This window comes from Aureimonas fodinaquatilis, from assembly GCF_008369445.1.
GTDB classification, from domain to species: domain Bacteria; phylum Pseudomonadota; class Alphaproteobacteria; order Rhizobiales; family Rhizobiaceae; genus Aureimonas; species Aureimonas fodinaquatilis.
The window spans coordinates 86,061-103,903 of the sequence record NZ_VTWH01000001.1 but is presented as its reverse complement, the minus strand read 5'-3'; the positions used below and the strand labels follow the sequence as shown (position 1 = coordinate 103,903).

At 56.0% G+C, this 17,843-nt stretch carries 19 protein-coding genes, 1 tRNA gene and 1 pseudogene; 7 read left to right on the top strand and 14 right to left on the bottom strand.

The window, feature by feature from the left end; all coding sequences use genetic code 11:
* Positions 1–78 precede the first annotated feature (78 nt).
* The 6 genes from FPY71_RS00550 to FPY71_RS00525 all read right to left on the bottom strand — a co-directional run bounded on the left by FPY71_RS00550 (position 79) and on the right by FPY71_RS00525 (position 4,509).
* Positions 79–957, bottom strand: coding sequence for a 3-hydroxybutyryl-CoA dehydrogenase (locus FPY71_RS00550; protein WP_149296581.1), 879 nt, complete (start codon positions 955–957; stop codon positions 79–81).
* Between the two features lie 60 nt (positions 958–1,017).
* Positions 1,018–1,947: an electron transfer flavoprotein subunit alpha/FixB family protein gene (locus FPY71_RS00545; RefSeq protein ID WP_149296580.1), complete on the bottom strand. Its 930-nt coding sequence runs from the start codon at positions 1,945–1,947 to the stop codon at positions 1,018–1,020.
* Between the two features lie 14 nt (positions 1,948–1,961).
* Entirely contained in the window at positions 1,962–2,711 is a 750-nt protein-coding gene (locus FPY71_RS00540; protein ID WP_149296579.1) for an electron transfer flavoprotein subunit beta/FixA family protein, read from the bottom strand.
* An 84-nt stretch (positions 2,712–2,795) separates the two neighbouring features.
* Complete coding sequence (locus FPY71_RS00535) at positions 2,796–3,368, bottom strand: cob(I)yrinic acid a,c-diamide adenosyltransferase (protein ID WP_149296578.1); 573 nt, start codon at positions 3,366–3,368, stop codon at positions 2,796–2,798.
* Between the two features lie 19 nt (positions 3,369–3,387).
* Positions 3,388–3,576, bottom strand: coding sequence for a twin transmembrane helix small protein (locus tag FPY71_RS00530; protein ID WP_149296577.1), 189 nt, complete (start codon positions 3,574–3,576; stop codon positions 3,388–3,390).
* A 63-nt stretch (positions 3,577–3,639) separates the two neighbouring features.
* Positions 3,640–4,509, bottom strand: coding sequence for a DMT family transporter (locus FPY71_RS00525; protein ID WP_149296576.1), 870 nt, complete (start codon positions 4,507–4,509; stop codon positions 3,640–3,642).
* Positions 4,510–4,641: 132 nt separating this feature from the next.
* Here FPY71_RS00525 and FPY71_RS00520 point away from each other — a divergent pair, with 132 nt between their 5' ends.
* Entirely contained in the window at positions 4,642–5,598 is a 957-nt protein-coding gene (locus FPY71_RS00520; RefSeq protein WP_149296575.1) for an AEC family transporter, read from the top strand.
* On the opposite strand, the gene gluQRS is transcribed toward FPY71_RS00520, so the two are convergent.
* Positions 5,569–6,480, bottom strand: a complete 912-nt coding sequence (gene gluQRS / locus FPY71_RS00515; RefSeq protein ID WP_149298548.1) for a tRNA glutamyl-Q(34) synthetase GluQRS — start codon at positions 6,478–6,480, stop codon at positions 5,569–5,571. The two genes, FPY71_RS00520 and gluQRS, sit on opposite strands and share 30 nt — an antisense overlap.
* A 74-nt stretch (positions 6,481–6,554) precedes the next feature.
* Here gluQRS and FPY71_RS00510 point away from each other — a divergent pair, with 74 nt between their 5' ends.
* Both FPY71_RS00510 and FPY71_RS00505 read left to right on the top strand, forming a co-directional pair.
* On the top strand, positions 6,555–7,220 hold the full coding sequence (locus FPY71_RS00510) for a DNA-3-methyladenine glycosylase family protein (RefSeq protein ID WP_149296574.1): 666 nt from the start codon (positions 6,555–6,557) through the stop codon (positions 7,218–7,220).
* 171 nt (positions 7,221–7,391) lie between these two features.
* Positions 7,392–7,952 carry an HNH endonuclease gene (locus FPY71_RS00505; RefSeq protein ID WP_149296573.1) on the top strand — a complete coding sequence of 187 codons (561 nt, stop codon included), beginning with the start codon at positions 7,392–7,394 and terminating at the stop codon, positions 7,950–7,952.
* Here the strand turns inward: FPY71_RS00505 and FPY71_RS00500 are convergent.
* Positions 7,916–8,452: a disulfide bond formation protein B gene (locus tag FPY71_RS00500; protein ID WP_188052159.1), complete on the bottom strand. Its 537-nt coding sequence runs from the start codon at positions 8,450–8,452 to the stop codon at positions 7,916–7,918. The genes FPY71_RS00505 and FPY71_RS00500 overlap by 37 nt on opposite strands.
* A 176-nt stretch (positions 8,453–8,628) precedes the next feature.
* Between FPY71_RS00500 and FPY71_RS00495 the strand changes: the two genes are divergently transcribed.
* Positions 8,629–9,135 carry a YciE/YciF ferroxidase family protein gene (locus tag FPY71_RS00495; RefSeq protein ID WP_149296571.1) on the top strand — a complete coding sequence of 169 codons (507 nt, stop codon included), beginning with the start codon at positions 8,629–8,631 and terminating at the stop codon, positions 9,133–9,135.
* On the opposite strand, the gene FPY71_RS00490 is transcribed toward FPY71_RS00495, so the two are convergent.
* Positions 9,132–10,118 (bottom strand): asparaginase, encoded by a 987-nt coding sequence (locus FPY71_RS00490; RefSeq protein WP_149296570.1) that lies wholly within the window; start codon positions 10,116–10,118, stop codon positions 9,132–9,134. The two genes, FPY71_RS00495 and FPY71_RS00490, sit on opposite strands and share 4 nt — an antisense overlap.
* A gap of 236 nt (positions 10,119–10,354) precedes the next feature.
* Between FPY71_RS00490 and FPY71_RS00485 the strand changes: the two genes are divergently transcribed.
* On the top strand, positions 10,355–11,353 hold the full coding sequence (locus tag FPY71_RS00485) for a sensor histidine kinase (RefSeq protein ID WP_246160073.1): 999 nt from the start codon (positions 10,355–10,357) through the stop codon (positions 11,351–11,353).
* A gap of 25 nt (positions 11,354–11,378) precedes the next feature.
* Here FPY71_RS00485 and FPY71_RS00480 read toward each other — a convergent pair.
* Positions 11,379–11,579 (bottom strand): annotated as a pseudogene (locus FPY71_RS00480) (plasmid stabilization protein); the annotation flags it as partial.
* A 149-nt stretch (positions 11,580–11,728) separates the two neighbouring features.
* On the opposite strand from FPY71_RS00480, the gene ada reads away from it, so the two are divergent.
* Complete coding sequence (gene ada, locus FPY71_RS00475; RefSeq protein ID WP_149296568.1) at positions 11,729–12,796, top strand: bifunctional DNA-binding transcriptional regulator/O6-methylguanine-DNA methyltransferase Ada; 1,068 nt, start codon at positions 11,729–11,731, stop codon at positions 12,794–12,796.
* On the opposite strand, the gene FPY71_RS00470 is transcribed toward ada, so the two are convergent.
* From FPY71_RS00470 to FPY71_RS00460, 3 genes are all read right to left on the bottom strand, one after another.
* The gene (locus FPY71_RS00470; protein ID WP_149296566.1) at positions 12,789–13,904 is read right to left on the bottom strand and encodes a CFI-box-CTERM domain-containing protein; all 1,116 of its coding nucleotides are present in this window, start codon (positions 13,902–13,904) and stop codon (positions 12,789–12,791) included. The two genes, ada and FPY71_RS00470, sit on opposite strands and share 8 nt — an antisense overlap.
* Positions 13,905–13,925: 21 nt before the next feature.
* Positions 13,926–16,529, bottom strand: a complete 2,604-nt coding sequence (locus FPY71_RS00465) for an OmpA family protein (protein WP_188052158.1) — start codon at positions 16,527–16,529, stop codon at positions 13,926–13,928.
* A 61-nt stretch (positions 16,530–16,590) separates the two neighbouring features.
* Positions 16,591–16,905, bottom strand: coding sequence for a hypothetical protein (locus FPY71_RS00460; RefSeq protein ID WP_188052157.1), 315 nt, complete (start codon positions 16,903–16,905; stop codon positions 16,591–16,593).
* A gap of 154 nt (positions 16,906–17,059) precedes the next feature.
* On the opposite strand from FPY71_RS00460, the gene FPY71_RS00455 reads away from it, so the two are divergent.
* Complete coding sequence (locus FPY71_RS00455) at positions 17,060–17,440, top strand: COG4315 family predicted lipoprotein (RefSeq protein WP_149296560.1); 381 nt, start codon at positions 17,060–17,062, stop codon at positions 17,438–17,440.
* A 316-nt stretch (positions 17,441–17,756) separates the two neighbouring features.
* On the opposite strand, the gene FPY71_RS00450 is transcribed toward FPY71_RS00455, so the two are convergent.
* A tRNA-Leu gene (locus tag FPY71_RS00450) sits at positions 17,757–17,841 on the bottom strand.
* Between the last annotated feature and the right edge of the window lie 2 nt (positions 17,842–17,843).

The following is a 17,843-nucleotide window of genomic DNA, read 5'->3' as shown; positions in this document are numbered from 1 at the left end:
CTGGATAGTCGCGCGTCAGAGTCACTGCACCGTTGAAAACAGGAAGCGCAGTGATCTGATACAATGTCTGCAAGGCTTTCAGCGGGTAGGAACGGGCGTTTCTCCGCGATAGTCATAGAATCCGCGCTTGGTCTTCCGGCCAAGCCACCCCGCCTCGACATATTTGACCAGCAATGGGCAGGGACGGTATTTGGAATCCGCCAGACCATCATGCAGCACCTGCATGATGGAAAGGCACGTGTCCAGACCTATGAAATCTGCCAGTTGCAGCGGCCCCATCGGATGATTGGCGCCAAGACGCAAGGAATTGTCGATGCTTTCCACGGAGCCAACGCCCTCATACAGGGTGTAAATTGCCTCGTTGATCATTGGCATAAGGATGCGGTTGACAATAAAGCCCGGGAAATCTTCCGAAATTGTCGTCACTTTATCCAGATTGGACGAAAACCCGCGCGCCGCCTGGAATGTTTCATCCGATGTCGCAATTCCACGCACCAGTTCCACCAGCTTCATAACCGGCACCGGATTCATGAAGTGAATGCCGACAAACTGTTCCGGCCGGTCGGTGGATGAGGCCAGTCGCGTGATGGAAATCGACGAGGTGTTTGTTGCCAGAATGGCCTCCGGCTTCAATTCCGGACAGATTTGCTGGAAGATCCGGCGTTTGACCGCCTCTTCCTCCGTGGCCGCCTCAATCACCAGGTCCGCTTTGGCCAGAGCTTTCACACCATCAGCGGCGCTGATGCGTGCAATGGAAGCTGCCTTGTCCGCCTCGCTGAGTTTGCCGGATGCGACCTGACGCGCCATATTGGCAGCAATCCGCTCAACGCCCTGTTGTGCACGCTCAAGACTGACATCCTGCAGGATGACGTCATAGCCGGCCATCGCGCTCACATGCGCAATACCGCCGCCCATCTGCCCAGCTCCCACAACCGCGACCGTGCGGATATCCACCATAGTGAACCCTCCCCTCACATGCAGCGCACAGCCTGCGCTGCATGGATTGATGTTATGTTTTTATAGTTTTGATTGCAGTTCCGGCACGATCTGGAACAGATCGCCCACCAGTCCATAATCGGCGACCTGAAAAATCGGCGCATCTGCATCCTTGTTGATGGCGACGATGACCTTGGAGTCCTTCATGCCAGCCAGATGCTGGATAGCGCCGGAAATGCCCAGCGCAACATACAGATCCGGTGCCACCACCTTGCCAGTCTGGCCGACCTGCCAGTCATTGGGCGCGTAACCGGCATCCACCGCAGCACGTGAAGCGCCCACCGCAGCACCAAGCTTATCGGCCAGCGGCAGCACAACCTCTTCAAATTTTTCGCGGCTGCCCAGCGCCCTGCCGCCGGACACGATAACCTTTGCCGCAGAAAGTTCCGGGCGTTCGGATGCCGCAACATCTTCGCTGACAAAGCTGGAAATGCCATTGTTGCCGGCACCTTCCAGTGTTTCCACCGGAGCAGCGCCGCCACCCTGCGTTTCAGCAAAAGCGGCTGTGCGCACAGTCAGCACTTTGCGCGCATCTTTGGAGCGCACTTTTTCAATGGCGTTGCCAGCATAAATCGGCCGCTGAAACGTATCGGCGGAATCAACCGCAATGACATCAGAGACCTGCATCACGTCCAGAAGGGCGGCAATACGCGGCGCCACATTTTTCCCGGTTGTCGTGGCTGGTGCAACAATCGCATCATAGGCGCCAGCCAGTTTGACAATCAGGTCGGCCAAAGGTTCGGCCAGTCCATGCGCATAAGCCGCATCGTCGACCAGCAGCACTTTTTCAACATTGGCCAAAGCACCAGCGGCCGCAGCCACCGAGGCAACCCCCTGCCCCGCCACCAGAATATGCACCGGCGCGCCAAGCTGGCTTGCCGCTGTCAGCGCCTTGCCTGTTTCACCCGAAAGAGACTTGTTGTCATGTTCAGCAATCAAAAGCGTCGTCATGTCAGTTCCTCAGCTTAAAGCAGTCCAGCTTCGTTTTTCAGCTTGCCGATCAACTCGTCCACCGAGCCAACGATTACACCTGCCTGCCGCTTGGCGGGTTCAGACGTGGTCAGAACCTCAAGACGCGGCGTCACATCAACACCAAAGTCTTCAACCGCCTTTTCATCCAGCGGTTTTTTCTTGGCCTTCATGATGTTTGGCAGCGAAGCGTAGCGCGGCTCGTTCAGCCGCAGATCCGTGGTGACAATGGCGGGCAATTTCAGGTTCAGCGTCTGCAAGCCGCCGTCCACCTCACGCGTTACAAGCGCCTGGCCGTCACCCAGTTCCAGTTTCGAAGCAAATGTCCCCTGTGCCCAGCCCAGCAGAGCCGCCAGCATCTGGCCAGTCTGATTTGAATCATCATCGATGGCCTGCTTGCCCAGAATCACCAGATCAGGAGCTTCGGTCTCGACCAGTTGTTTCAGTATTTTCGCTACCGCCAGCGGTTCAACCCGGCCCTCTGCCTTGACCAGAATACCGCGATCGGCACCCATGGCCAGAGCCGTGCGAATGGTTTCCTGTGCCTGCGCCGGGCCAATGGATGCCACAACGATTTCGGAAACTCCGCCTTTTTCCTTCAGCCGAATTGCCTCTTCCACGGCAATCTCGTCAAAAGGGTTCATGCTCATTTTGACATTGGCGAGGTCAACGCCGCTTCCATCCGCTTTGACACGAATTTTGACGTTGTAATCCACGACGCGCTTCACGCAGACAAGTATTTTCATGAAACAATCGCTCTCCCTTGATGGATCTTCCCGGAGCATCGGGCCTGCAGAGGACATATTAGCATTTTACGTTAACGTCAAAGTTCATCGACTGCCGCCAGGCACCCACAGCACGTCATCCTTGCCGATATTGTTGGCAAAACGTGCTGCGACAAACAGCCAGTCCGACAGGCGGTTGATATATTTCAGCGCATCTTCCGACACGATTTCATCCGGTGCACCCGCCAGTTGCACCATAAGCCGCTCTGCCCGCCGCGCCACCGTGCGCGCATGGTGCAAATGTGCGGAAGCCGGGGTGCCTGCGGGCAGAACAAATGATTTCAACGGTTCCAGGTCACCGTTCATCTGGTCAATTTCGTGCTCGAGCCGGTCAACCTGCGAGCCGATGATTGCCAGTCGCTCGTAAGGCAGCGGCTTGGCGGTTTGTGGAGTGGACAAGTCTGCCCCAAGATCGAACAGGTCGTTCTGAATGGTGGAAAGCATCGGGTCCATTTGCGCGGTACAATGCAGCCGCACCACACCCAGAACAGAGTTCAGCTCATCCACAGTACCGTAAGCTTCAACCCGCAGATCGTATTTCGCACGTCGCTCGCCATTGCCCAGGCCGGTGGTGCCCTTGTCGCCTGTGCGGGTGTAAATCTTGTTCAAACGCACCATGGAGCAATGTTCCTCAAGCCTATCTGGCGAAATATAGGGCACCAACAATGATGATGACGGCGATGGCCTGCAACATGACCCGCAGCCTCATCAGCTTTTGCGAGCGATTGCCTGGGCCACCCATCATCATGTTGCGCAAACCTGCCAGAAGCACCACGGCAACGGCAATCATGACGGCAAAAGCGAGATAGGTCAGAAAACTGGACATGCTGGTTCTCATATAACGAGTTTGCGCCGCCGCATAGTGGGTGACGCTGCATTCATTTAACCTTCAAACCCTCTTGCTGCGCACGGCTGCGGCCACGCCTATGCCGGCAAGCACCAGACCGCACAGTTGCACAAGGCTGAGTGTTTCACCAAACAGAATGAAGGCCATAACCGCAGTAACGCCGGGCGTCAGATACATCAGCGACGCGACTTTCGACACGGCCCCTTCACGGATCATGAACATCAGCATGAAGATTGCGCCGATGGACAGCACCACGCTCAGCCAGATCAGCGCAAAGATCAATTCGCCAGTCCACTCAATTTGCCAGCTTTCCAACCCGATGGCCAAGGGCGCCACCAGAATCAAAGCACCGCAATATTGCAGAATGGAGCCGGTTCGCAGGTCGGTGCTGCCGCCAAATTTTTTCTGCCATATCGTGCCAACAGCAATGCCCATAGCTGCCATAGCCGCCGGAATCAGGGTGAGAGCACTGTAAACATCATTGCCGCCAAGCTTGGGCACAATCACCAGGGCAACGCCCACCAGACCAAGCACCAGCCCAATCCATTGCCGCCGGTTGATGGCTTCGCCCAGAAAGGCAGCGGCCATCAACGCTGTGAGAATGGGTTGCATACCGGCAATCAGCGCTGCAATTCCGGCGGGCAGGCCGTATCGCACCGCAAAGAATATACCGCCCAGATACACGCCGTGAATCAGGGCGCCCACAATCATGGAATGAGCAGCGATTTTCGGCTTCGGCCAAGGTGCGTTGGCGGTTACAACCAGCAGCAGCAGAAGAACGATAGCGAGACTGAACCGTAGTACAAGGAAAACAAACGGTTCGGCATATGGCATGGCATAGACTGAGCCAATAAAACCGGTGGACCACACTATTACAAATAGTGCAGGGAAGAACATAACGAGCCGTTTCATCGGAAACTACACTATCCTTACGAACCACACGTGATTCGCTGTTACCACAGGCGGGCGCCCATTGCTGGCCTATCAGCGTCTGCGTGCGGTTTAAAGTGTCCGCCGTTCCGCGCCAGCCTGTAAAGTCAGTTCATGAATGTCATTATTTCCACCATTCTTCCCATATTCGGCCTGATTGCGATTGGTTACCTGTCCGGAAAGTTTCGTTTGCTGCCGGCAGGAACTGCTGAAGGACTGGCGGCATTTGTTTTTACCATTGCCGTGCCCTCCGTGCTGTTTCGCACCATGGCAACCATTCAGTTCAGCGATGAAAACCCGGTCAAGCTCTGGCTGACCTATTTCGCCGGGATTGTCATTGTTTTTGCGCTCGGCATGCTGGCTGCCCGCCGTTTTTCCCGCGCTGACAGGCGCACATGTGTGATTGCGGGTGTTGCGGCCAGCTTTTCCAACATGGTCATGGTTGGCATACCCACCATCAATCTGACATACGGCCAGGAGGGCATGAACCTGCTGGCCCCGTTGCTGGCCATTCATTTGCCGGTGATGATGATTTTTTCCACTCTGCTGATCGAGCGGGCAAAAGTTCTGGACCTGCATGACCTGGGCGAGGACGTGCCGCCGGTGGCGGTTATGCAGGTCGTTTCCAGTGTCTGTGTCAATCTTCTGCGCAGCCCGTTGATCCTTGGCATTCTGGCTGGCATGGCTTTCAGACTATCTTCCCTGTCCTTCAGCGGCCCGCTGGCTGAAATGGTCACCTTGATGGCCACGGCGGCCGGGCCGGTCACACTTTTTTCTCTTGGCCTGACACTGACCCGGTTCAGCATTCGCGGCGATATCACGATTACCGCGATGATGTGTGTACTGGCACTGATGGTTCAACCCGCCATTGTTTACGCTATCGGCTATTTCACCTTGCCGCCTTTGTGGCGGACAATTGCCGTGTTGCTGGCGGCGTGCCCGTCCGGGGCGAATGCCTATCTCTTTGCCACATACTTCAAATCCGGCCAGGCTATCGCGGCCACAGCCATCGTCATGACGACCACTCTGTCAGCGCTCACCCTATCGTTCTGGGTGCTCTATCTCGGCTGAAGCAGAGAGCTGGATATCCTGCAGGCCGACCATGCGGGCAATGTCCAGCGGAGTCAGCCCTGCTGCACGCAAAGCCGCCAGACTGGTCGAACCCCGGCTTTTGGAAAGCTTTCCTCCGTCCGCGTCCAGAATAAGCCGATGGTGATGGTAAAGCGGCTCCGGCAGGCCGAGCAGAGATTGCAGCACCCGATGCACGGATGTCGATGGCATCAGATCGGCACCACGCACCACGTGGCTGATGGATTGCAACGCATCATCCACCACAACCGAAAGATGGTAGCTGGTTGGCACGTCGCGCCGGGCAAGAATAACATCGCCCCACAGATGCGGCTCAGCCTGAACCTCAACCGTGCCCTCATCACCGCTCAACTCGCAAAATTGCACAGGTCCGGTTCGCGATAAGGCGGCCTGCATGTCCAGCCGCCACGCAAAGGGCTGACCGTCGTCCACCATGGCCTGCTGCTCGCTTCGCGAAAGGCGCTTTTCCTCCCCCGGGTAGAGATAGGCGCCGTCTGGATCACGCGGATATGCAATGCCGCTGGCATGTTCGCAGTTTTGCGCATGCTCGCGCACATCGCCACGGGTCATGAAGGCCGGATAGACCAGCCCCTCCGACTGCAAGGCCTCCAGCGCGGCGGCATAATCGGCAAAATGCTCTGACTGGCGACGCGGCGGATGTGCCGACACAATGCCCAGCCAGGCAAGGTCGTCCAGCAGCCGCGCTTCCAGAACCGGTGAACAGCGCGCCAGATCGATATCTTCAAGGCGAACAAGCAGAGTGCCACCGGCAACCGATGCCAATGCCTGATTGAGCAAGGCGCTGAAGGCATGGCCCAGATGCAACTCGCCATTGGGGCTAGGCGCAAAACGAAAAATCGGCAAAAGTTCAACGTCCTTGTTGAATGCAAAGCTGCCTATATCTGTAACTTCGAAACAGGCAAACAAAGCAACCCCCAATGATTTCCAGTCTGAGCGACATTGAAACAGGATTGAACTCGCTTGCAGATGCCGACCCGCGCCTGCGGGCTGTCATTCACATGGCCGGGCCACTTCCACTGCGCAGAAACGATGGCGGCCTGCCGGGTCTGGCATCCACCATCATTGCGCAGCAGGTGTCCAAAGCCAGCGCAGATGCAATCTTTGGGCGCTTTTCACAGGCTGTGGATCTGAACAATGCCCAGGCTATTCTAGGCACCCCGGATGAGGTGTTCCGCATGGCTGGCTTGTCGCGGGGCAAGCAGCGCACCATGCTTGCCATTGCAAGCGCGGTGGATTCCGGCGCGTTGGATTTCCAGCGTGTTGCAACGGCGCAGGCTGCGGAAGCCATTGCCGAGTTGACGTCTGTTCACGGCATCGGCGTGTGGACAGCGGAATGCTACTGCCTGTTTTCACTGGGGCATGACGACATTTTTCCAGCCGGTGATTTGGCTTTGCAGGTCGCAGTGGCACATGCGCTCGAACTGCCGCAGCGTCCGGTCGACAAAGTTTTGCGGCAGACTGCGCAATTGTGGGCGCCGCACCGTTCTGTCGCCGCACGTCTGTTCTGGGCCTATTACGCCGCGATTACCAAAAGAGACGCTGCCCCAACGGTCGATGCAACGCCCGGACACACAGCAGAATAAATCTGCGGTTGATAACGGCCACAAAGATCGCAATCCCCCACAAGGCGTGGCTTCACAAAGACGACATGTTAAGTCACGATAGTAGCAAGCGAATTCTTCGGCATGAGCATACCATCATCGCAGAATGAAGATCGATTTTGCGAGATGCGACTTCGGTAAAGGAGACGATCCTTGACGATCGCGGTGCATTCCAGCCTAACTCCTGCGCTCGTGTTGAACGCAGATTTCAGGCCGCTTAGTTATTATCCATTGTCACTCTGGTCGTGGCAGGACACGATCAAGGCAGTGTTTCTCGACCGTGTAACAATTCTGGCAGAATATGACGTGGCGGTGCACTCACCGTCTTTTTCAATGCGCCTTCCATCCGTCGTCTGTCTGAAAACCTATATCAAACCGGCAAGGCACCCCGCCTTCACCCGGTTTAATGTGTTTCTGCGCGATCGCTTCCAGTGCCAGTATTGTGGATCGCCTCATGACCTGACATTCGACCATGTCATTCCGCGCTCCCGCGGAGGCCTGACAACATGGGAAAACGTTGTTGCGGCCTGTTCGCCCTGCAATTTGCGCAAAGGCGGATTGATGCCGGCCGCAGCGGGCATGTTTCCGGCGCAGGCGCCGTTTCAACCCACTGTTTACGATCTGCACAACAATGGCCGGCTTTTCCCACCCAACCACCTGCATGAGAGCTGGCTGGACTATCTGTACTGGGACACAGAACTGGAAGCAGGGTAAGCCCCGTATAACGCCAGTGCCGCAAGAATGGCTGCAGCAATCACGTTCCACCCGGCCATGGAAATGCCGCCAACCCGCAACGCCGCCTCGGTGCAAGACGGCGGCACAACTGCGTCCAGGGCCGACAGCAAATCACCTGAAAAATTGGCCGTTGCACCCGCAGCGCAGTCGGCAGGGCCGGCCCAGAAGTTCCATTCCACTCCCGCGTGATACACGCCGATAGCCATGGTCCACAGCATCAGCAGGCCAATGATCAACAGCGCAATGCGACCAAGCCATGCAGGCGCGCCCGCCAGCACAGCGCCAATTGCAATCAGACCCACAGGCAGGCCGATATAATAAGCAGTCCGCTGTTCCAGACACAGGGCACACGGCATGTATCCGCCCACATGCTGAAACAGCAGGGCGCTGCCTATCGTCGCACCCATGCCCAGTGAAACAGCCATCAGCCAACCAGCTGGCCTTCGTCCTGACGGACGCGCTGTAACCGCCTCAACCATGCAACCTCCGGAAATATCGAATCAAATTGTCTGCGATCAATTCACTCTGAAACATGGCGAAATCTCGCTCTACCGGTGCTTTCGACAAAAATTCATGACGGAACGAAATACAGCAAGGGTCATTTCAGGTGTCTATCCCCCATGGCCGAGTGCCAGTTCTCGACAGGAGACACAAGATGGCTAAGGAAAAGCATCTCGAAGACCTTTTTCACGACACACTGAAGGACATCTATTACGCTGAACGCAAAATTCTCAAAGCTCTGCCAAAAATGCAAAGAGCAGCGCATTCCGATGAGCTGAAGCAGGCATTTGGCAAGCATAAGGACGAAACAGAAGGCCATATTGAAAGACTGCAACAGGTGTTTGAACTGATGAGCAAACCCGCGCGTGGCAAAACCTGTGACGCGATTGAAGGGATTCTCTCCGAGGGTGAGGACATCATGGAGGAATTCAAGGATTCAGTCGCGCTGGATGCAGGCCTCATCTCATCAGCGCAGGCAGTGGAACATTATGAAATGACCCGCTACGGTACATTGAAGCGTTGGGCGGAAGAGCTAGGCATGGCGGAAGCAGCCGCCCTGTTTGATGCAACGCTTGCCGAAGAGACCAAGACGGATGCTAGCTTGACCAAATTGGCAGACACATCTGCCAATCAACGAGCAAAAGCCCGCAAGGCAGCCTAGCCTGCCGGTCCAAACTGGCGAAAGACCGCATCAATCTGCGCCGCTTCGAGTCCCGCCCCAAGGCAAAGCGCCAAGACCAGACGCGCTTTGTGAGGAGACAACCATTCGGCGCAGATCACCCCATTGGCCAAAAGGTCAATTTCCGACCCGACAAATGCATATGTGTTGCGGAAAACCGGCCCACCTGGCACACGCGTTGCCAGCACCACCGGCATGGTTTTTGCAAGATTCTTCACCGCTTCTGCAATCTGGGTTGGCACATGCCCGGCGCCGGAGCCTTCAATCACAGCCCCTTTGTAACCAAGTGAATCAGCCGCCCGGATAACGAAATCCTCGCTGTCCAGGCCAAGCTTGACGATGAGCACTGGCGCGGTCGCGGCATTGTCGAAATTGCGAATTTGCGAACGCACGGGCCGTGCTATCAACCGGAAACGGTTTTCCACCACCAGTCCCACAGGCCCGGAATTGACAGAAACAAATGCTGATGTGAGAGCGGTATGGCCTTTTTCCACCAGCCGCGCCGAATGAACCTCATCATTCAACACAACCAATGTACCCAGTCCCGAAGCCGCTTCATCGGCAGCCACAATAACCGATGCCAGAAGATTGGCCGGTCCATCTGCGCCACAAGCCTTGGCACCGCGCATTGCCCCCGCAACCACAACAGTGGCTGCACCGTCATATAAAAGGTCCAGCAGAAAGCTGGTTTCATCTATGGTGTCGGTTCCCTGAACCACGATCACACCATGCGCGCCATTTTTTTCCGCTTCGCGAATCCTGTCGACCACGGTGGCAATATCCTGAAAAGTCAGGGCTGCGCCGGGTTTAAGGAAGGGAGTTTCGACCGAAATTTGCGCAATATCAGCCAGTTCAGGCACCTGCCGCAATATATCGTCGCCTGTCAGGGTCGGTACAATTCCACCTTGCGCTCCCGGCGCCATGGTGATTGTTCCGCCAAGAACGACAAGATGCACATGTTTCATGATAACTCCCGGAACCAAAGGCAGATGCGCAATGACGCGCAGTTATTTATAGTTGCAGCGCGCGCCACTCAGCAATAGCTACTGCCTGACAGATGCTCTAGAGTGATGACAAAGCAGCCGGATCATTGTTTGGAAATGGCGCTGAAGATTCTTTTGGAGGCATTCGGCCGCTTACGATGACAACTCATCACCCTTTTCTTGCATGCGGCGGCGATTCCGCAAAAATCATAAGTCAGATGGACTGGGCCTCCACCAGAGTTGGCGACATCAAAGACTGGCCCGAAGTTCTGAAAACCACGCTGGCGCTGATGCTGTGCTCATCCTTTCCCAAAGCCTTGGTTTGGGGAAAGGATCTGCTGACATTTCACAATGACGCATTCCGCGTTATTCTGGGTGACAAGCCTTTGGCCATTGGTCGACCGTTCAGCGAGGTGTGGTCGGAGGCTTGGGAAACGATTGAGCCAATAGCCGTGAAAGCAATGAATGGTCAGTCGACATTCATTGAAAATTTCCCGCTGACCATTAATCGAAACGGGTCATCCGAGCAGGCTTACTTCACCTTTTCCTATAGCCCGGTTATCAGCGCTGAAGGCGAGATTCTGGGCATGATGGACACGGTGGTGGAAACCACTCTGGCGGTTCAGGCACAGCAACGTGCAGAAATCCTGAACCGCGAATTGACCCACCGCATGAGAAACATGCTGACCCTTGTCGGCTCCATCGCCTCGCAGACATTGCGTTCGGGCGGCACTCCGCAGGAACTGGAAACGGCGTTCAGCCAGAGGCTGCAGGCCTTGGCCAGCGTTCAGGATATGCTGAAAACCGGCCACGCCACAGAAGCCGATGTGCACAGCATCATAGCCAGTGCTGTCGCCCCGCATGCAATCGCCGAAGGTCGCATCAACACCGAAGGGCCAAACCTGCATCTTCTGGAGCCGCAGGCTCTTGCCCTGTCCCTGGCATTGAACGAGTTGATCACCAATGCCATCAAATACGGCTCGCTTTCCAACGACACCGGAACCATCAGCATTCGCTGGAACAAGGAAATTCCGGGAGATAACGGCTTTTACCTGCACTGGCAGGAAACAGGCGGGCCGCTGGTGACCCAGCCAATCAAGGCCGGTTTCGGCTCCAGACTGATCCAGCGCCACGTTGCGTCGGCATTTGGTGGTTCCGCTCAGGTCACATACGAGGCCGGGGGACTGCGTTATGAAATCAAGCCGGCAGAAGGTTGAGACTGTCGGCTTTCGCCCATAGCTACTTGCCGGCCGCCTTATGCGTATCAGGCTTTCCCCGGCCTGAACCGGACTTGTTGCCGCCTCCCGAATCCTTGTTGACCGTGGCCCAGGCGCGGCGTTCTGCCTCTTTCTCCGAAATGCCCTTTTCTTCATATGCCTCTGCTATATGGTCGGCCTTGCGCTGCTGCTTGTCAGTATAAGCGCTTTTGTCGCCGCGTGGCATGGCGCTCTCCTCTTGCCTTAAAGCATTGAAATGACAGAAGAGGGGAGAGTGTTCCACCGCCTGTTATTTTTGAAAATGAGTGCACGAAACGGGATGAGTTGCTCCTTTCCCAGCGTTATGAAAAGGCTGTACGGGACAGGAAAAGGCCGATGACCATTCAAAGCAGCATAGATCAGGAGCAGGAGCGGCGTTTTCTCGCTGTTGAGAAACGCGACAGTTCAGCGGATGGCCAATTCATTTATGCGGTCAGAACCACTGGTATTTACTGCCGCCCTTCCTGCCCCTCACGCACAGCCAACCGCAGCAATCTGGTGTTTTTTGCAGACGGTGCGCAGGCAAGAAAAGCGGGCTTCAGGCCATGCCAGCGTTGTGCGCCAGACGCTGTTTCAGCCAGGAGCGAAAGAAGCGCCATCATTGAACGGGCCTGCCGCCAGATCGAGACTGAACTGGAGGCATCCGATCTTGCAGCGCTGGCACAAGCTTCCGGTTTCAGCCCGGCTTATTTTCACCGCCTTTTCAAAGCCGCAACCGGCATGACACCCAAAACCTATGTCACGGCTTGCCGTGCCAGGCGTATCCGCGCAGAGCTGGCCGATGGAGATAGCAGCGTCACCACTGCAATTTATGCTGCCGGATACAATTCCAGCAGTCGGTTCTACGAAAAGGCAGACAAGATGCTCGGCATGCAGCCCAAGGCTTTCAAAAACGGCGGAGAAAACACTGACATCCATTTTGCTGTGGGCCAGTGTTCGCTTGGATCCATTCTTGTCGGCCGCAGCAGTGTAGGCATTTGCACCATAACGCTTGGCGATGATCCAGAGCAGCTGGTGCATGACCTGGAGAGGCGGTTTCCAAATGCGCGTCTGACCGGCGGCGATGAGGATTTTGAGAAGCTGGTTGCACAGGTCATTGGCTTTGTTGAAGCACCAGGGATCGGGCTGGATTTACCGTTGGATATTCGCGGAACCGCGTTCCAACAGCGGGTCTGGCAAGCTCTGCAAGCAATCCCAGCCGGGGAAACCGCCAGCTACGCACAAATTGCAGCGCGCATGGGCCTGCCCAAATCCACCCGGGCAGTGGCAGGCGCCTGCGCCGCCAATGCCATTGCCGTGGCAATTCCCTGCCACCGCGTTGTGCGCAGTGATGGCAGTTTGTCAGGCTATCGCTGGGGGGTGGAGCGCAAGCGCGAACTGCTTGCGCGGGAAGCGTCTACGTAATCAGGCGGCGCAGCATGCGCTGATAGAGCTTATAGGCAAGCCGATTCAGCCCCAGGCGCGCTGCGGCCACACATGGCAAAATGGTTGCGAAGTATAGGACGCGCAATCGCGCCCGCCCTTCGAAGCTGTCGGCAAGAGCCTGACTGATCTGCGGTGCAATCCGGTAATATTGCGCAATGGCCGCGGGACCGCCGCTTTGTGCGCTCAGCCAGCCATCGCGGAATTTGCGAAGCGTGGCCAGTTCGAAACAATCATCCGGGCGCCCCATGACCGCGCAGCACGCAGTTGTCAGAAAACATCCTTCTGACAGGCAGTCATTGGGGTCAGTGCGCGCCTCCATAGCACGCAGGTCCTGAATGCCTTGGGAGTAGAGCGTATCAAAGTCGCTTGTATCAAGCGCTCGCTGGTAAAGTGGGATGGCCGAACCAGATGCTCTGACCACGCCGGTTTCCACTTGTACTGTGCTGCTACCACGCAAAAGCCGCATTAATCTCGAGGCCGTGTCAGCTTCGATTGGCGTAAACTCGGTGGTGGTATTGTAGAAGGCGACAGGAGATCCCATCGTGTTGCGCTTCTCAATCTTCAGTATGCCACCCAATACAATGGGCTCGCCACTCGCGCCGGCAAAGCCAATATAAACGCGGTCGCCTTCATTCATTGGGGTTGAAGCAATGATAGGGCCGCCCCGTTGCTGCCAGTTGGGCCAGTATTGCGGATTGTCTGGATTATTGCCGCCCAAAACATTGAAACTGTTGATCGGCTGCGCATAGCCGCTGCCGCCCACCTCTATGGTCGACCTGGTAACCTTGGCGTCTTTGTCCAAGCCGATAGACAATGTGAAGCTGAGATAGGGCTTTAAGGTGACCGTTTCGGCAGCAGCTTGCGAATCCTCGTAAAAAATATGCTGTATCAGATCGAGCTTGTCGTCGGGGTTCAATGGAACTTCGCCGGCAATGCCATGAATCTGGTTGGTAACCGACCAGTCACCTCTTTCGGTGATGGCCTTGCATTCTGCCGCCGCTTTGGCCGTCACCGGCTGAAATGCAAACACTGAGAATCCGCCAAACAGGGCAGCGCGACGGTTCAGTTTGTGGGCTGTCTGTCCCATTGTGCTCACCTCTTTCACAATTCAGGGTCGTGTTGTAGGCAAAACCTCACCCGACAGGCGAAGCGACGGCGCTCTGAAGGCAAGAAGCCTGTCACCTTTTCCGGCCAACAAGGTTTCGTTCCCCGGCATCAGGCCAATCTGAAATGTGCCTTCGTCCTGCCACTGACTTATCGGCACCATCGCCGCATAGTCCATCACCGCCAGCGTCGTGTCGCTGGCTTCAAATCTGGCGTTGAGAACAACCCATGGCCTTGTGGGGTGGAACGCGAGTTGCTGAGGTATCATCGGGGTTTCAACCTGACGCGGGCCCTGCCAGTTGCGAACATCCCAAACGCTCATCTGCATTTTATTATCGAACGCCAGAACGTACCGGCCATCCGGGCTGATACCGATTGCGTGCGGCCAATTCACACCTTCCAACTCTCTCAACTCTGCCAGGGTTACCCCATCAAAAACCTTCAGGCTGGTCATGCGGTGCTGACCGCCAATAATGGCGCTGCCATCCGGCAGCCAGTTTAACGGGCCGCCAATGCGCACCGCGCCCATGCGTGTGACAGCCAGAAACTGTTTCTGCTGCACGTCATACAGCTTCAGGAACCCGTCTTCCGTGACATAGGCTATAGCCTGACTGTCTGGCCGCCATGCAATTGCATCAATGACCACCGGCTCGTGAATCTGCCCAACGGATACGCCGCTTTCGGTATCGTAAATATACAGCGCATTGGTCGTCTGCCCGCCCTCTTCAACATATTCAGAAATTGAGCTGACGAGGGCATTGTCCGGTGAAAAGCGATGCGTACGGCCCCGATAGAAATCATGCAGTTTCGTATTGGCTCGCAAGTCCCACAATTGCGGCGGGCTCTGCCCCAGTACCGCGCGACGACCATCACTGGCAAAAGCCCCATCGTCCATATCCGCCAGTTGTTCAGCTTGCGAACTGGCTGGCATCACCCGAAGCTCCACCCGGCGGTTTTCGGCTCGCCCGCCGCGATTGCGGTTAGAAGCTTCGGGAAAGGCAGGGCCATGGCCGGAAATCTGCAAGCGATCCAATGGCAGTTGGTGATGTGTATTGAGATAGGTCTGCACAGCCTTGGCACGGTCCAGCGAAAGCTCGAAGTTAAACCGCCCGTTGCCGGACATGTCCGTGTGACCTTCGATTGAAAGAACGGCATCCTCGTTCGCTTCCAATACCTTTGCCACGTTGGACAGCAATGCCCGCGAGCGCGCCGGAACCTGCGCCGAACCAAACGCAAAACGCACTATTGCCTCATCCGTGTCGGGGAGCTGTAGCGCATCCGAACTACCAGGCTGCGGCTGCATTTCCAGTTGCCGCGCCTGCTCAACCAGACCATGGGTGTATTTGAACCAGTCGGACCCGCTTTCGCCGGTTTCAGACAGTCTGTTCAGCAGTTCTGCCGCCTCTGCGAATTTCTGCGCCTCTATGCGGTTTTCCACTGCGCTGCGCCCAAGCTGGCGCTGAAACCTTTCCGCATACGGCCTTTGCTGCTGCTCGATATAAAAAGCCAAAGCCTCGTCAAACCGCCCGTATTTTTCCAGCGAAAGTCCGTAGCCGGTTATTGCGCTGACCCGGCCTGAATCATGCGGCGCCAGCTCCAGCGCTTTTAGCGAATGCTTCCGCGACACATCAGGATTGGCCAGGAAATGATAGTTCAACCATGCAAGTGTCAGCTCATTGGCATAGTTGCCCGGCAGTTCCGCAGCAGCCTCCGTTAAAAAAGCCTGGCTTTCTTCCGGGCTTCGCATTGCCAGTTGCTCGAATATGGTTTCTGCCAGTTCCGCCGTTGGATACTTTTCGAAAGCTTTTTGAAACTGCTTCAAAGCAAGTTTCGGCGAATGAAATTCGTCGCGCAGAATCTCACCGGAAAACTGAAAGGCAGCCGGATCGCCCGCTTCCTGCAACGGCGAAAGAATATCGTCGATGACGGCATAACGAATGCCTGGCTCAAGCTCGTTTTCCGCCATCAGACGCAATTGCAGCCTGATCAGGCGTTGATAGACTTCAAAAGGCGGGTCTTTTTCTATGGTAAGCCGGTATAACTCCCCAGCTTCCTGCAACCGGCCATCCTCTTCGGCATCCAACGCGCGAACAAAATCAAAAACATATTCCTGCGTGCCGATTTCCTGTTCCCACTGCTTCAGGAAACGGTGTGCATCTTCAGGATTATCGTCCTTGTTCTTGCGCAGGAAATAGCTGTTGCGAATGACATCGCCATCCAGTGGTGCGCTGGCAAGTGCTTCATCATAAAGCTGGCGTGCCACATCAAAACGCCCAGCAGTCTCATGCTCCAAAGCCAGATTAATATAGGCGACCGTCAGCTCCGGGTCCGCCTCAATAGCCTGTTGATAAAGCCTTATCTTGGTGTCGATATCGCCATTGTGCCCAGCCAGCCAGGCTGCGGAAAACAGACCCTCAGCGGTGTCGGCATGCTCGTTTGCCAAATAACCGCGCAAGATTGCCCGTTCTGAAGGACTCTGCGTTTTAAGACTGCGTTGCAGAAGATCGAACGGGTAAATATCCGCATAGGCAGAATTGCCCAACGCGGGCTGGGCAATCAAACTTCCAACCAACATCATGACCAGACCAAACAGGCGAACAAAATGCATGGGCTTTGTAATCCGGGGGTTTGTGGGCAATGAGCGCGAATGCCAATGTGTCAGCATCAGTCTAGTCATAAGCCGGCTCTCTAATCCAGCCGCCGTAACCATCTGCCACATAGGCCCTGCCCCGGCTGTTGTACCGCAAACTCGGCACTTCGCAGCCGCGCTCGGTCATCATCAGGCCTTCCCGGCACGAACCATATTGCATCATAAGGTTGTGATTGGCCTGTGCGAGGTTGGCACTGGCTTGCGCCATGCCACCGGCGATCACATCGCCGGACAAGCCGCAGCCCGACAAAAGCGTAACTGCCAACGCCACTCCAAACAATCGAACCACACTCATTCCTGCCATGCCCGCACCATTTTCGGACAAGTCAATCACGCCGCTGTTTGGGCTTCATCACCCAATCGGGTGAGGTTTTCCGCTCGGCAGTGGGCGCTGGCGTATCCGGGATTGAAATTTCTTGGCGCGGGGCGGGAACAATCATTTCTGAACCCTATTTTCTGGTTATTACTGCCTCACAGGGAGAAACATCATGATAACCAGAGCACTCATCGCAACAACGCTTGCGCTTTCCATTTCCGGTGTCGCTCTCGCAGCCGAACCGGCGCGCATGGGCGAAACCTCCAAAGGTCCAACCCTGACAAACGCGCAAGGAATGACGCTTTATACATTCGACAAGGACAGCGACGGCAAATCGGCCTGCAACGGCCAGTGTGCCGCCAACTGGCCTCCCCTCGCGGCGGCTGCCAATGCCAAGGCTTCAGGCGCGTACACTGTTGTGACCCGGGACGATGGCTCGCATCAGTGGGCTTATAAGGGCCAACCGCTCTACACCTGGGTCAAAGACACCAAACCGGGCGACATTACAGGAGACGAAGTCAATAACGGCACCTGGCATGTTGCGCAGCCATGAGGAATTGCCGCTGAAGCGGTTACGTTTCAACGCATGACAACTCGTTAGAGCGCATCAGATTGAAAGACCACCTGATGCGCTCTTAAGCCTTTGCGTGCGAACCGCATGTCCGCCCAAGCTCTTCTTCCACCGCGATGGGTCAGCGCGCATTGTTTTTTTCAGACCGTCGCGTGAATAAGCTCTTTAACGCCATTGCCATGATACCCGCAGGTACCGCTTTGCCGTATTTCACACCGCGCAAACCGGGTTTTTTATGACGGCCCGAACCCAATTTCCCCTCTGGGGGACTGCCACTTCATGTATGATTTTGGAAAAGTGGTGCGGGTGGTCGGACTCGAACCGACACTCCTTGCGGAACCGGATTTTGAGTCCGGCGCGTCTACCAGTTCCACCACACCCGCGT

What these genes read in the sequence shown, in the direction of transcription:
- FPY71_RS00465 (WP_188052158.1), bottom strand. Translation starts at nt 16,529, where the DNA reads ATGCATTTTGTTCGCCTGTTTGGTCTGGTCATGATGTTGGTTGGAAGT.
- FPY71_RS00510 (WP_149296574.1), top strand. Translation starts at nt 6,555, where the DNA reads ATGATTTCCAGTCTGAGCGACATTGAAACAGGATTGAACTCGCTTGCA.
- FPY71_RS00470 (WP_149296566.1), bottom strand. Translation starts at nt 13,904, where the DNA reads ATGGGACAGACAGCCCACAAACTGAACCGTCGCGCTGCCCTGTTTGGC.
- FPY71_RS00550 (WP_149296581.1), bottom strand. Translation starts at nt 957, where the DNA reads ATGGTGGATATCCGCACGGTCGCGGTTGTGGGAGCTGGGCAGATGGGC.
- FPY71_RS00495 (WP_149296571.1), top strand. Translation starts at nt 8,629, where the DNA reads ATGGCTAAGGAAAAGCATCTCGAAGACCTTTTTCACGACACACTGAAG.
- FPY71_RS00500 (WP_188052159.1), bottom strand. Translation starts at nt 8,452, where the DNA reads ATGGTTGAGGCGGTTACAGCGCGTCCGTCAGGACGAAGGCCAGCTGGT.
- FPY71_RS00525 (WP_149296576.1), bottom strand. Translation starts at nt 4,509, where the DNA reads ATGAAACGGCTCGTTATGTTCTTCCCTGCACTATTTGTAATAGTGTGG.
- FPY71_RS00520 (WP_149296575.1), top strand. Translation starts at nt 4,642, where the DNA reads ATGAATGTCATTATTTCCACCATTCTTCCCATATTCGGCCTGATTGCG.
- FPY71_RS00455 (WP_149296560.1), top strand. Translation starts at nt 17,060, where the DNA reads ATGATAACCAGAGCACTCATCGCAACAACGCTTGCGCTTTCCATTTCC.
- ada (WP_149296568.1), top strand. Translation starts at nt 11,729, where the DNA reads ATGACCATTCAAAGCAGCATAGATCAGGAGCAGGAGCGGCGTTTTCTC.
- FPY71_RS00540 (WP_149296579.1), bottom strand. Translation starts at nt 2,711, where the DNA reads ATGAAAATACTTGTCTGCGTGAAGCGCGTCGTGGATTACAACGTCAAA.
- FPY71_RS00490 (WP_149296570.1), bottom strand. Translation starts at nt 10,118, where the DNA reads ATGAAACATGTGCATCTTGTCGTTCTTGGCGGAACAATCACCATGGCG.
- FPY71_RS00545 (WP_149296580.1), bottom strand. Translation starts at nt 1,947, where the DNA reads ATGACGACGCTTTTGATTGCTGAACATGACAACAAGTCTCTTTCGGGT.
- FPY71_RS00485 (WP_246160073.1), top strand. Translation starts at nt 10,355, where the DNA reads ATGGACTGGGCCTCCACCAGAGTTGGCGACATCAAAGACTGGCCCGAA.
- FPY71_RS00530 (WP_149296577.1), bottom strand. Translation starts at nt 3,576, where the DNA reads ATGTCCAGTTTTCTGACCTATCTCGCTTTTGCCGTCATGATTGCCGTT.
- FPY71_RS00535 (WP_149296578.1), bottom strand. Translation starts at nt 3,368, where the DNA reads ATGGTGCGTTTGAACAAGATTTACACCCGCACAGGCGACAAGGGCACC.